The 12,745-nt window shown below is 23.6% G+C and carries 20 protein-coding genes; 2 read left to right on the forward strand and 18 right to left on the reverse strand.

Annotated features, from left to right (window positions below; all coding sequences use genetic code 11):
• Positions 1-22: 22 nt before the first annotated feature.
• From CLTHE_RS07445 to CLTHE_RS17125, 11 genes are all read right to left on the reverse strand, one after another.
• Positions 23-613 carry a response regulator transcription factor gene (locus tag CLTHE_RS07445; RefSeq protein WP_080022689.1) on the reverse strand — a complete coding sequence of 197 codons (591 nt, stop codon included), beginning with the start codon at positions 611-613 and terminating at the stop codon, positions 23-25.
• Between the two features lie 133 nt (positions 614-746).
• Positions 747-953 (reverse strand): hypothetical protein, encoded by a 207-nt coding sequence (locus CLTHE_RS07450; protein ID WP_002599713.1) that lies wholly within the window; start codon positions 951-953, stop codon positions 747-749.
• Between the two features lie 22 nt (positions 954-975).
• On the reverse strand, positions 976-1,668 hold the full coding sequence (locus tag CLTHE_RS07455) for a hypothetical protein (protein WP_080022690.1): 693 nt from the start codon (positions 1,666-1,668) through the stop codon (positions 976-978).
• Between the two features lie 27 nt (positions 1,669-1,695).
• A complete protein-coding gene (locus tag CLTHE_RS07460; protein WP_080022691.1) occupies positions 1,696-2,724 on the reverse strand; it encodes a nucleoid-associated protein in 1,029 nt (342 codons plus the stop codon).
• A gap of 151 nt (positions 2,725-2,875) precedes the next feature.
• The gene (locus tag CLTHE_RS07465; RefSeq protein ID WP_080022692.1) at positions 2,876-3,706 is read right to left on the reverse strand and encodes a phage replisome organizer N-terminal domain-containing protein; all 831 of its coding nucleotides are present in this window, start codon (positions 3,704-3,706) and stop codon (positions 2,876-2,878) included.
• 104 nt (positions 3,707-3,810) lie between these two features.
• The gene (locus CLTHE_RS07470; protein ID WP_080022693.1) at positions 3,811-4,074 is read right to left on the reverse strand and encodes a hypothetical protein; all 264 of its coding nucleotides are present in this window, start codon (positions 4,072-4,074) and stop codon (positions 3,811-3,813) included.
• Between the two features lie 74 nt (positions 4,075-4,148).
• Entirely contained in the window at positions 4,149-4,319 is a 171-nt protein-coding gene (locus CLTHE_RS16700; RefSeq protein WP_158082685.1) for a hypothetical protein, read from the reverse strand.
• 69 nt (positions 4,320-4,388) lie between these two features.
• Positions 4,389-4,736 carry a hypothetical protein gene (locus CLTHE_RS07475; RefSeq protein ID WP_080022694.1) on the reverse strand — a complete coding sequence of 116 codons (348 nt, stop codon included), beginning with the start codon at positions 4,734-4,736 and terminating at the stop codon, positions 4,389-4,391.
• A gap of 11 nt (positions 4,737-4,747) precedes the next feature.
• Positions 4,748-5,476: an ORF6C domain-containing protein gene (locus CLTHE_RS07480; RefSeq protein ID WP_080022695.1), complete on the reverse strand. Its 729-nt coding sequence runs from the start codon at positions 5,474-5,476 to the stop codon at positions 4,748-4,750.
• Positions 5,469-5,630 carry a helix-turn-helix domain-containing protein gene (locus CLTHE_RS07485; RefSeq protein ID WP_242945627.1) on the reverse strand — a complete coding sequence of 54 codons (162 nt, stop codon included), beginning with the start codon at positions 5,628-5,630 and terminating at the stop codon, positions 5,469-5,471. The genes CLTHE_RS07480 and CLTHE_RS07485 overlap by 8 nt, the downstream gene beginning before the upstream one ends.
• On the reverse strand, positions 5,608-5,736 hold the full coding sequence (locus CLTHE_RS17125; RefSeq protein ID WP_278320290.1) for a hypothetical protein: 129 nt from the start codon (positions 5,734-5,736) through the stop codon (positions 5,608-5,610). Before CLTHE_RS17125 ends, CLTHE_RS07485 begins: the two co-directional genes overlap by 23 nt.
• 207 nt (positions 5,737-5,943) lie before the next feature.
• Here CLTHE_RS17125 and CLTHE_RS07490 point away from each other — a divergent pair, with 207 nt between their 5' ends.
• Both CLTHE_RS07490 and CLTHE_RS07495 read left to right on the forward strand, forming a co-directional pair.
• Complete coding sequence (locus CLTHE_RS07490; protein ID WP_080022697.1) at positions 5,944-6,300, forward strand: helix-turn-helix transcriptional regulator; 357 nt, start codon at positions 5,944-5,946, stop codon at positions 6,298-6,300.
• Positions 6,301-6,756: 456 nt separating this feature from the next.
• On the forward strand, positions 6,757-7,845 hold the full coding sequence (locus CLTHE_RS07495; protein ID WP_080022698.1) for a site-specific integrase: 1,089 nt from the start codon (positions 6,757-6,759) through the stop codon (positions 7,843-7,845).
• A gap of 171 nt (positions 7,846-8,016) precedes the next feature.
• Here CLTHE_RS07495 and CLTHE_RS07500 read toward each other — a convergent pair whose 3' ends face one another.
• The 7 genes from CLTHE_RS07500 to CLTHE_RS07530 are packed head-to-tail and all read right to left on the reverse strand — an operon-like array spanning position 8,017 to position 12,680.
• Positions 8,017-8,553: a hypothetical protein gene (locus tag CLTHE_RS07500; protein ID WP_080022699.1), complete on the reverse strand. Its 537-nt coding sequence runs from the start codon at positions 8,551-8,553 to the stop codon at positions 8,017-8,019.
• Positions 8,550-9,020, reverse strand: a complete 471-nt coding sequence (locus CLTHE_RS07505) for a hypothetical protein (protein WP_080022700.1) — start codon at positions 9,018-9,020, stop codon at positions 8,550-8,552. The genes CLTHE_RS07500 and CLTHE_RS07505 overlap by 4 nt, the downstream gene beginning before the upstream one ends.
• Positions 9,007-9,486, reverse strand: a complete 480-nt coding sequence (locus CLTHE_RS07510; protein WP_080022701.1) for a hypothetical protein — start codon at positions 9,484-9,486, stop codon at positions 9,007-9,009. The genes CLTHE_RS07505 and CLTHE_RS07510 overlap by 14 nt, the downstream gene beginning before the upstream one ends.
• Positions 9,422-9,868: a hypothetical protein gene (locus CLTHE_RS07515; protein WP_080022702.1), complete on the reverse strand. Its 447-nt coding sequence runs from the start codon at positions 9,866-9,868 to the stop codon at positions 9,422-9,424. Before CLTHE_RS07515 ends, CLTHE_RS07510 begins: the two co-directional genes overlap by 65 nt.
• Positions 9,846-10,313, reverse strand: a complete 468-nt coding sequence (locus CLTHE_RS07520; RefSeq protein WP_080022703.1) for a type II secretion system protein — start codon at positions 10,311-10,313, stop codon at positions 9,846-9,848. The genes CLTHE_RS07515 and CLTHE_RS07520 overlap by 23 nt, the downstream gene beginning before the upstream one ends.
• Positions 10,310-11,338, reverse strand: a complete 1,029-nt coding sequence (locus CLTHE_RS07525) for a type II secretion system F family protein (protein WP_080022704.1) — start codon at positions 11,336-11,338, stop codon at positions 10,310-10,312. The genes CLTHE_RS07520 and CLTHE_RS07525 overlap by 4 nt, the downstream gene beginning before the upstream one ends.
• Positions 11,316-12,680 (reverse strand): GspE/PulE family protein, encoded by a 1,365-nt coding sequence (locus CLTHE_RS07530; protein ID WP_158082686.1) that lies wholly within the window; start codon positions 12,678-12,680, stop codon positions 11,316-11,318. Before CLTHE_RS07530 ends, CLTHE_RS07525 begins: the two co-directional genes overlap by 23 nt.
• Positions 12,681-12,745 lie beyond the last annotated feature (65 nt).

The raw sequence follows: 12,745 nt of genomic DNA on the forward strand, positions 1-12,745 counted from the left end.
TTCCTTATAATTTTAAAATCTATTAAATAGTCACCTTCTCATTTTCTAAATCTAATATATATTTTAAATTTAGAATTTTCCTTCTACTCTTCACAGCATATTCTGTTCTTTGAAGCTCTTTTGCAATTTCTTTAGTTGATAATCCTTTTCTAACCATATTAATTAATAAAATATCTTGATAATTAGTCCATTTTTTATATTTATTAGGCTTGTTATATTTATTCTGATTATTTCTTATTTCTTTTACCCATTGAGGCTCATTAGGAATTATATTTTTTTCAATTTTATAAAATTTTATAAGAGCCTTATGTTCTTTAGCAAACTTCCAAAAGTCCTCAATTTTTATTAAATTTAATCTTCCTGATTTTCTATATTTCAATCCTTTTTTCAGATAGTAATTAATCATTTTATTATCAACACCTATTGCTCTTGCTAAATCTGCCCCTGTATAAAGCCCAACATATTCAGATTTACTCCCAAAAAGTCTTTGCCCTTTTACCTTTACTGAATTTTCTGTTCTATCTAGTTTTTTTGCTATATTACTTATAGAACTTCTTCCCCACATTTTACCCAGTATTTCAATTTCTTCTTCGTTCCAATATTTATTTTTCATAAAACCACCTTTATCATTTGAATATCATATGAGAATACTTATTTATAAAGTACCCTCATATTAAGTTTTATTTATGTTATTTAATTAACTTTCATAGCTGTTAGTTCTAATACTTTAATTCAGCTCCTTTATATCAATTATTATCTACCTGTATCAAAACTGGATTCTTCCAATCGGTAACATAATCCCAACATAAACAACCATTCTTATCTTTAATAATTGGATTGTATTTAGAATCTAATATGATACAATCTTCTGCATACTCATATTTTCCTATCCACCAACCGCTCTCAATTTTTGCCCCTTTAGTTCTTTGAAATCTTATTTTTTTTATAAACATTTAATTCATCTCCTCTATAACTTTAATAATCTTCACCTAAATAAGTATCATAATCGTCAGGATCCATTCCTTTATCTAAAATTACTTTTGCTCCAGCCGAATATATTTTAAATATCATTTCATTTAATCCATATAAACTACCTATTTTTATATTTTTAGTAATATCAATATCTCCTAAGTTAGTAGAATATATCTTACCTTCTTTATCTATAGCTATTTCGTAATCACATGAATATTTGCTTTTATCAGATTCTAAATCTAAATATATACGCTTATATCCATCTTCATCTCCATTTATGATTAATGTTAAATAGTCATCTTCTGCATACTCATATTTTTCTTTATAATCATCTGCTTTTAATTGCTCTATTATTTCTGACAATGTATATTCTTCTTTTACATCCATAAGCATTTTATCTATACACTCATTCAATTTATTTATTCCTTGAATTTCAATCATTTCTTTTACTTTTTTATTTACAGCTTGTACAACTAATGTGTTATATTGAGGGATATTTAAATCATCTAAATTTATATTTATATTTTCTTTTATATAATTTTCAATACCATCTCTTACTGGTCCTCTCCAAGTAAATACCTCTGAGATAACACTCTCTAAACATTTCTTTAAATTATCTTCTATTATCTTTTCTACAAAACCGTTCTTTTCTATTTCTATCATCTTTTCATTTATAATTTTATTTAAATCTATCATTTTAATTTTCTCCTTCTTATTTCCTTCTTATTTCTCTATAATGTTAGTAATATATTTAATAACTAAATTTACTGTTCCGTCACCATTTCTTACTACTTCAAATTTTGATGAATCTTTATATTCTTCATCATCTACATAAATATCTATTGAATTATCTATTTTTAATCTTGTTCTTTTAAGCTTTTTATTTGCCCAAGCTGTATCTACAGTTATTTTTTCTGGCACTGCTTGTGTCATAAACATTTTATAATTTTGAGCTTCATCAGGACTTAAAACTTCATCTGCAAAATTATTTATATCTATCGTTTCATCTTCACGTAATCTTTCTTTAACAGCATTACGAACTTTCATAGACTTATAAGGTTCTTCATAAAAGTTTTCTCTTATCCATTCTTCTGTAGCATTTACAAAACTCTTTGTCATATCCCTTTCATTTTCAACTATATTACATCCTAAAAAGTTATTTATAAAATAATTATATATATACTCATCATCCAAATTTTTTCTTATTTGTTTATCAAGTATCATAAGATTAAAATGATCATCTCTAATAGGTTTTATAAATGCAGCTTTATTTATTTTTTGTCCACTTCCTGGTAGTCCTGATGATAAAGGAACAATATCTATTCCTAGCTTTTCATTAATAAATTCAATATTATGCGTAAAATTTTTAACATAGTCTAATTTAAGTATCGCTATCATAGGTCCTTTATCTGTAACTATAGAAGCTACTATTAGGTCGCATGATGGTATATTAGTATTTCCATTCATTATTGAAAATAACTGTTTCGCAATTTCTTTAGAAAGATTTATAAGGTCATGATCTATTCCATTTAAATAATCTTTACATACTTCTTTAACTATACTTTTTTCATCGTTAAATACAGCATATTTTAAATTTTCATCCTTTAAACATTTCTCTATATGCTTAAAAATAAATTTATACCTGTCTTCTGTTAAATCTAATGAATATTCATTAAGTACTGGCTCATCACTATTATTATCTAATACATGAATAACAGCCTCATTTATATTAATATCATTTATATATTCCATGTTAATCAACTCCTTAAATATTTTTTCTTATGCTCTTTCTTTTTCTTCTAATTTTTCTATAAAAGTAATTATCTTAAGTGCTATACTAAGCCCTATTATCGTTATTAATACCATTTTTGCTATAGTCCATAACATTATTTATCTGCTCCTTTTAAAAGTTATAATCTTCTTCTATGACTTCATTAGCGTCCTTTAAAAAGCTGTCTTTAGTATCTTCAAAAGTTTTAATGCCTTTTTTTACATTTAATTTTCCTTCTTTAGTTTTAGTTCTTAGAATACCTTTTGCATATAAATAGTTTTTCCCTTTTTTAGATGCAATTTCTAAAGCATTTCTGACTTCTAATTCTCCAAATTCCTTAATATCTTTTTCTAAAGCATTAATTACATAATCGCTTAGAGTAAAACCTAGTTCATTAACAACATAATTATAAAATTCATCTGATAAAGATGACGACAATTGTTCTTTATTTTTTATCTTTATCTCTCTCTCTAGTTTTATCTCTTTCTTTATATCTTTCTCTCTCTCTATCTCTGGTGTACATTCGTCGTACATTTGTACACCATTATCATTTTTTTGTTCTAGATACAATTTTTCTTTATTTTTTTCATCTTTTATTCTTTTTCTATAAGCTTTTATCCTATCTGCTTCAGTGCTGCTTTTCCCTATATACGCTTGAATATCTAACATATATATTGCTCCGCTATCTAAAACTTCAATTAAACCTAGTTGTTGAAATATTACTAAAGCCTTTTCGACAACCGAATTTGAATGTCCAGTTATTGTAGCAATCATCTTGTCATCATATGGAATATGCTCTTTAAACATTAACCTACCTTCATTTTTTAATGATTTTAAATACATTTTCATTAAAATATCAGAGAATAAATATCCTTCATTCATAGCTTGTAATAATTTAATTTCTTCACTATCATAAAAATCTTCTTTAATTATCATATAATAATATTTTCTATTATCCGACATTGAAATATCTCCCTTTCTATTTACATATGAACTAAAATAATCTATACTCATATTAGGAATTAATTTAATTAATCCCTAAATACAGGTATTTTGATGTCACTTGCTTATTTATTAAGCAGGTGATTATTTATTTTTGTTTTTATTTCAAGCTTAGTTTCAGCAATTATTTTCTCTCTATATAGTTTTAATATTTTGAATGCTTTATCCTCACTTTGTTTATCTAATACTTGCATTAGCTCTTTAATTTCTATATCTCCCTTAGCATCACTTTCTAGCTTCTCCTTTAAAAATTCTGTAAAATTAGAAGCTTTGCACTTTCCTCCTGCTATTAATTCTTTATTTCCTAATCTAACTATTCTTTTGTTCATTTAATTTACTCCTTTAAATTTATTAACAGTTTATCTACATGTTATCAACAAGTTTGTCCACAAATTGTGTATTATTAAAATCTTATAGATTCCTTATATATCTTATCTTCAAATTTATCGTATAAAATCATTCCTTCACCATTCCAACCAGCAAATAAAAATCTTTTCTTAACTCCATTTATTCCTAGTTGCTTACTTACAGCTTCTGCTTCTTTTCTTTTTAATTTTCTTGGCTTCTTTTTCATTTTTAAATTACCCTTCTTTTCTTATATAATTAAATATTATGATTCTTTACTTTTGGATTAAATTATTTATTAATTATTTATAACCCCAAATTCTTCAATCAAATTCATATTTTTTAGCCCAATAACATACATTTCTCTTATCATTGTTTTCAACTTAATTATTTCTTTATTTTTCAATTTAAGTTCTCTCTCATATTTATTTTTAAGTCTTTGAACTTCGGGAGAACATCCGTATTTAAAATCCATTTTCCCAAATGACATAATATAATCCGGATCAAATAAACATGAATTGCTAGGTGTATTAGGACAACTTTTTATTTCTCCATTCATTACCCATTTATCAATTGTAGAAATATTTTTATTAAAATATTTAGCAACATCTTTTTTCGTCCATAATGGGATTATCTCTTTTTCCATATTCTCACTCCTTAATCTAATGATTTGAATTTAATTTGCTTATTAGCTAAATCTATTTCTTCTTGTAAATAAAATGGGGCTTCATACGTATATGCTAGTTCTATTGCTTTAGATAAATTTTTTCTTTTTATTGCTTTGTATTTTTTTACGTTGAATTGATCTTTGATATATTTCCATACATTTTTAAACACTCTAGCACTTAAACTTTTATCTTTGTATGCTGGACATCCATATCCGCCTAATGCTTTTGTCCCTACAGCTTTAACTACTGCTTGAAGTTCTTCAGGTTCACTACCTAACAACGGTAATTCTCCTTTAAATTCTTCAAAATCATTTCTTACTTCTTGTACTTCACCTTTAACTTCTTTTAATGCTTTAACTTGAAGCTCTAATAAATCTAAACTTGATTGAGGCTGAATAGCTTGTCCACTTTTTAATTTATTTTCACATTCTATGAAGTAATTTCTATATTCATGAGATTTATTAGTTCTTGCCATCATTGCTATATGCTTAGCAAATTCTAAAGTTATTGCAAAATCCATTGTTTCGTTACCTTCCTCTTTATGAGGAACCCCTAGCCAATCAATATTTTCCTTAAAAAAGTCATTATTTTGTATATTTATTGGATACCATCTTGACCAATTTTTCTTCCTTAACCCTAATCCTAGATATAATTCCTTTGCACTTACTATTTGATTTCCTTCTTCATTTACTTTTACATTAATTAAATTATTATTCATTTCCTTTCCTCCTCATATAAATACTCGCTAAATCAATATTTAATTTATCTGAATATCTTTTTAAAATCTTAGAACTTATTTTTCTTCCTGTTAAATGATGCGATAGTGTTCCTCTAGGCACATCTAAATATTCAGCAAACTCTCTTTGCGTCATTCCCCTCTTTAACATCTCGTACTCTAATATTCTTTTTATATCCATCTATCTCACCTTTCAATATTTTCTTCTGTTTATCTAAAAGTTCTTTTATTAATATATTCATCATTGCACCTCCTTTGCACAATCACATTGTACATTTAAGCGCATTTAAGCGCAAATTTAATTTTATTTATTTTTTTAATATTTTAACCATTTTATTCTTTTTTACTAATTTTTTCTTCTATTTTCTTCAATAACCATATTTTATTTTTGTGCTTTATTGTGCTATCATGTACATTGTATTTATAATTTGTAATAAGGAGGTGATATATTGAATCTCTCAAATTTCTTAAAAGAAGCTCGTAAAAAAGAACATTTAACTCAAGAAGAATTTGCTAAAAAAATAAACATTACAAGAGGAACTCTTTCCCATTTAGAACGCGGAAGACCTCCTAGTTTAGAAACATCTAAAAAGTTAGAAGAATATTTTAAATCTCCTATATCAAGTATCATAGGAGATGATAAAATAAAACACTTATCAAGTCTAGAAACAACGAATATGTTAATAGATTTGCTTATTAATAATGGTGAAATAGCTGAAGATTATATAAGTGATTATGCTAAAAAAAGTATTTGGGATAATATACAAATCGAAATAGCACTTAAATTAAAACAAAAAAAAAGATAAGAGAAATTATTTTCTCTTATCTACTTTTTCATAAATTTTAGTTTGTTTATTTTTAAATATTTCATTTTGTTTATTTAACAGCTTTTTTATAATATAATTCACAAATAAAACCTTCTTCCACCTCTAATAAACTGAACTTCTTATTTTTTTAATGTTATTCTACTATTTTTATATAATTAGAACAAATATCTTAAATTAATACTTTAATATTTCATTATTAATTTCAACTTCAAAATCTTACTAACCAAAATTCATAAAATCACATATATTTTATCAAAACTTAATACCAATTCACATTTTCATGAAAATGTCAAGTTAGTTTTTGAGTAAATCCATGTAAAATAGAATTAACATGTATATATATTAAATTTAATATATATATACATATTATTTGTTTATTTTATATTAAATTAGTTTTAAAATATAAATTTAATAAATTTGAAAGGAGAAATGTAAATGGACTATAACATTACTTATCGTGAAAAAGACAAAGGAATTCAGGTTATTATTTCGTATAAGGATAATCGTGGTAAATGGAAACAAAAATCAAAACAAGGATTTCCTAATAATAGAGAAGGTAAAAAGAAAGCTAAACTTGAAGCTGATAAAATGCTTCAAGAATTAAAAAATACTATCGCTAATTCAACTTATAATGAATTTAAAAATATTACCCTAGGTGAATTTATAGATTTACACTTAGACCATTTAAAAATACATTTAGAAGCAAATACTATTATTTCATATAAAACTTCTTTAAAACATTTTGAAAGTATTTATGATTTAGAGTTAGCTAAAGTAAGATCCATAGATATACAAAAATGTATTGATAATCTGGTAGAACAAAAATATAAATACGGCACTATAAAGTGCTATGTTCAAAAACTTAAAGCAATCTTTAATAGTGCAATAAATAAATATGAGATACCTATTAAAAATCCTACTACTAAATTAACTATAGAAAAAGAAAAACAAGCCTCAACTAAAAAAGCACTTACTGATACTGAACTAAATCAACTTCTTCAACAGATCAACCATGAAAAATATTATTTAATTGTTTTATTAGCTTCTAAATGTGGACTTAGAATAGGAGAAATTTTAGGATTGACTTGGAGTGATATAGACTTTCAAAACGCTACACTTTCAGTTAATAAGCAATGGAAACTCTTAAAAAATAATACTTATGGTTTTGGTGAACTTAAAAGTAAAAATTCTAATAGAATTATACCATTAACTACAAGTATGATTAAAGAATTAAAATATATAAAAGCTAATAGTGTATATAGTATAGACGGCAGATTAGTTCCAGTTAAAAATACTGCAAGTACAACAGTCTGCGTTAATCAATATTTGAAAAAATTTAATTATAATATCTCAATACATGAATTAAGACATACATTTGCTACAAACTTAATTGCTAATGGGGTTGATTTCAAAACTGCTGCTCAACTATTAGGTCATGATGTAGAAGAAACTATGAGAACATATTCTCATGTAACAGAGGACATGCTTAAAAAAGCAACTCAAATTATGGAGAATATTTTTTGACGAATTTTTGACGTTTCAATTTGAAACGTTGATTTTTAAAGGTTTAAAGGGTATAAACATTATTTCCTAATAAAATAATAAGTATTATAGAGTTTAATTTCCCAATTTCAATTTTATTTCTTTTTTCATATATATCTATTGGTATAAAGTTTTTATATTCTCTCAAATATTTCATTTAAAATTAACACATTCCTTTCCATCTTTTAATAAAAATTTAGCTTCTTTATATTCATTTTCATCACTAATTCCATCAAAATGGATCATTCCATCCTTTACATTTATATAAAAATATTTCTTCATAAACTTAACTTTATATTTAAAAGACTTATCTCTCTTTAATTTTAAAATGCTATTTCTTATACTAAAATATATTGGTTCTATTTCTGAATTAATAAAATTATTTAATATATCTTTTATTATTTTATTTCCTTTTATTGCATAAATAAGTGTTCTCTCTTTCTTCTTTTCAATTTCATAATGAATTAAATAATCTTCTTTTTGTACATCTACTAAAATTTCAGATTCTATTAAACTCTTTATTTCTTTCTCATTTATACTATCTATAATTTTAAAGAATATATTTTCGTTTAAAATTATTATTTTTAACTTAGATTTTGTTTTTATTAGTTTACATAATTTATCATATGTAATTTTTTCTCTATTATATATAATGTCATTATTATCTATTATCAAAGTTATTTTTTTCATTGAAATCTCCTTTTAGGTATAAGAATTAATTTTTCACTATCAAATTCGCAATTAGATTTATTGCAAGTACATAAATTCTCCTTTTTATAGTAAATATCAAATTCTTCTTGTTTGTTGTTTCCTAAATTTTTAAATCTTATTAGTCCACTTTTATTTTCTAACAATTTAAATTTCAAATTTCCAATAGCATATTTATCTTTTAAAATTTTATTTATATTAGAGTTTTCAAAACTTATTTCTTTATTAAACTCTAGTTTATCAATTTTATTTATATAATCTTGAACAACCTTTAAAATATAATATCTTTTTTCTTCTAATTCTATAGCACTTTTACTTACTATAATATTAGAATTTTTCTTTATATCTAAATTCATTATCTTATAAATACTACTAAAAAATAGTACTGCCATACTTAAAAATAATACTGCTAAAATCGATATGTTTCCTTTATTTTTATATGCAGACATATCTCTCTATACCTCCAGCTTTTATAAATAAATATAATAAGTTATACTTTTTTATAATCTTAAAATCATCTATATTATCCATAATTAAAGAGCTATATGTTTTTAAATTGCCATTTTCTCTTCTATAATATTTTAAAAATAATTTTCCTTCAAAAAAATATATTTCATCCTTTAATGGACTTTTAGCACTATCATCTTTTTTAAATATTATTAATTTATTTTGATTTTCTTCAAAATATAAATTACTATATCCATTTAAATAATCTTTTATATTATATATTCCACTTTCAATTGAGTTAATTTTCATTGAATTGCTATAAATTGATTTTGTTTCTATTGAAGTAGATATTATACACTTAGTTAAAATACAAAATAATAATGTAGTTAATCCTAAATATATACTAGTTTCCAGAAGAGTATATCCCTTGCAATTCCATCCATTTCTCTTTTCCGAAATTTTTTTCAAATTTTTCCTCCTCTAACTTTATTAAAAATTCTATACTTGCATCATTACTTTTTATCTTTTTTAAACTTATATCTCCTGATTCTTCATTTAATAAATCAATAATATTAGAATTTATTATTTTATTTTCATTTAATTCTTTTAAATCTAAATAAAGCTCATTTGAATATTTAAATTTATTACTTATACTACATAAGCTTGTATTATATTTTATTTCTTTTTCTAAAATTTCAATTATATTTGCTTTTTCATATCTTTTTTCTTCCGCTCTTTGAATTGAATAATAATTTAAAATAGATTTTCCTACTAAAGATAAAGCTATTATAGTTATACTTATAGCTATTAAACTTTCTACTAAAACACTACCATTTCTCTTGTTTTCCATTTATATATACCCTCATTGTATTTATTCCAACACTTATTGTTATTTTATAAATACTCTCTGTTTCTATTCCTTTCCACTCTATACTTGTAGAATTTAATTCACCTTTAGAATTTATTTTTAATGAAGCTTCTTTTAAAAATATTATCTTGTCTGGGATCTCTAAACTTTGTACAATTTCTTTTCCGTTTTTATCAATCATTCTAAATGTTAATGACTTTATTTCTTTATCATTTATTATTTCTCCTGGCTTTTCTTCAGATATACATGTTTTTCTACTATAATTTATAAATGAATACATATTATTTAAAAATTCTTTTTCCATGACCAATGTTTCATAATCTTTATAATATCTGTAGGAAACACTTCCAATGCTCAATATTAAACAGATTATAAATAATGATACTCCAACCTCTAATAAAGTAACGCCTTTCTTCTTTTTATTCATTTTGTTACTCCATAAATGCTATCCATGACAGGAATAAAAAATGTTCCTATAAATAAAATTAACATTAAACCTAATGTACAAATTAAAATTGGCTGCACTAAAGAAGAAATCCATTTAACTAACTGCTCATTTTTTTCTTCTAAATTCTTTACTACTGCATTTAGTCTTATATCCAAACTTCCACTTTCTTCTCCAATTTTTATCATAGCTAAAGAATATCGGCCTATTTTATCTAATTCTTCTAATGATTCACTTATTGTTTTTCCACTCATTATTGATTTTTTTATTTTAATTAACTCTTCTTTATTTTTTATTTCTTTTGAGTTTATATAAAAATCGATTCCTTTTACTAAATTAACACCACTCTCTATAAATAAATTTAATATAAGTACTATTTCATATTCTTCTCTAAAATTTAACCTCTTTATTTTTTTAAATAATAATGTCTTTATTTCATTCCACTTAAGTGCAAAAAATACAATTGGAAATACAATAAAAAAATTTATTATACTTAATAATCCTAAAATTTTGTTTTCATTTAAAAAATTTGAAAAATTTATTATTCCTTTTATAAACAAATTTAACTCAGTTTTTCCTTCTAAAAGTTCCTTAAAGCTTGGAATTATAAAATATAGAATCATAAGAGAAAATAAAATCAAAAATATAAATATTAATGATGGATAAATACAACTTATAATAGTTCCTTTCCTATATTCATATTTACTTTTATAGTATTTACTAAGACCATTTAAAACTTCCGATAATTTACCTGTTTTTTCTGCGATTTTTATCATATTTATAAAGAATTCAGGATATAACTCTTTAAATTTATTAAAGCTTTGCCATATACTATTTCCTTTTTCTATTTCTTTTTTTATACATAAAAGACTTTCTTTATATCTTTTTTTTAATGGTAAATCTAACATTAACTCAAAAGCTAAAACTATATTTATACCATCTTTGTAAAGCTTACTTAAATTTTCACTTATTAATGTTATATTTTCATAAGATCTTATATTGATCATTATAGTCCTCCTCTTCTTCTATAAAATCTATATAATCTATATAAGTTATATCTCCATTTATTAAATGTTTGTAAGCCATTTCTTTCATCTTATTATTAGAAAGCATATTCCTATCTTTTTGTAATTCTTCTATTGAAAAAGTTTTATCAAGTTTATATATTTGAGATAATAATATTCTTCCTTTATAGCCTGTATAACTGCATTTAGTGCATCCTACTCTTTTAAAGCATTTTAAATTTTCTCCGTTAAAATTTATTGTTTCTTCCTGTTTACAATCATCACAAAGCTTTTTTATTAATCTTTGTGATATAATTCCTACTAATGCTTCTCTTAAAAATTTTTCATCTATGCCAAGATCTTTTAATCTAAAAAACACTTCTCTCCCTGAAATTGAATGCAGAGTTGAATAAACTTTATGTCCTGTTATAGATGCTCTAATAGCCATTTTAGCTGTTTCACTATCTCTTATTTCACCTATCATAACTATATCTGGGTCCTGTCTTAAAACTGACCTTAATGCATTTGAAAAATCTAAATTTACTTTCCTATTAAGTTGAATTTGATTTATTCCATCTATAGAAACTTCCACAGGATCCTCAATACTGGTTATATTTATTCCATCATCTTTAGAACTTTCTAAAATTGAATATAAAGAAGTAGATTTTCCAGAACCAGTTGGCCCATTTATAATAACCAATCCTTCTTTTTTTCTTACTATTCTTATCAAATCTCTTCTTTGTTCTTCTATATTGGTTAAATCTCTAAAATCTAATTTTATTAATCCTTCTCTTAATATTCTAATTACTAATTTTTCTCCATTTATAGTTTTTATTATAGAAACTCTTAAATTATATTCATTATTATTTAGCTTAAATTTCATTTTCCCATCTTGTGGTTTTCTTTTTTCTGTTATATCTAAATTACTATTGTTCTTTATTCTAGATATAACCTTTTCATAAATTTCATAAGATATTTTATATCTTTTTACTAATAATCCATCTATTCTAAATCTTATATTAACTCCACCTCTGCTAGGTTCAAAATGTATATCACTTGCTCTATCATTTATAGCTTCTTCAATTATTATATTTTCTACATTTTCATTTAGTTCTAAAAATATCATGTGCTTTAATTTTAAAAATTCATCTTCATTTATTTCTAAAATTTTTATTGGAAGTCCATATATAAGATTTAACCTATCTATATAATTATTTTTGGAATTATCACAAATTATATAAACAAAATCTTCTTTATTTATTGGGATTAAATCTAATTCAAAGCATTTATTTAAAGATAATTTTTCTATATATTTAAAGTCTATTTCATCTATTAAATTTTTCATATGCATCACCTCATTTAAATCCTTGTCATTTTTACCATTTTTATACATTTAAGTATATAAAAAAG

It is taken from the genome of Clostridium thermobutyricum DSM 4928 (assembly GCF_002050515.1).
In the GTDB taxonomy this organism is placed as follows: domain Bacteria; phylum Bacillota; class Clostridia; order Clostridiales; family Clostridiaceae; genus Clostridium; species Clostridium thermobutyricum.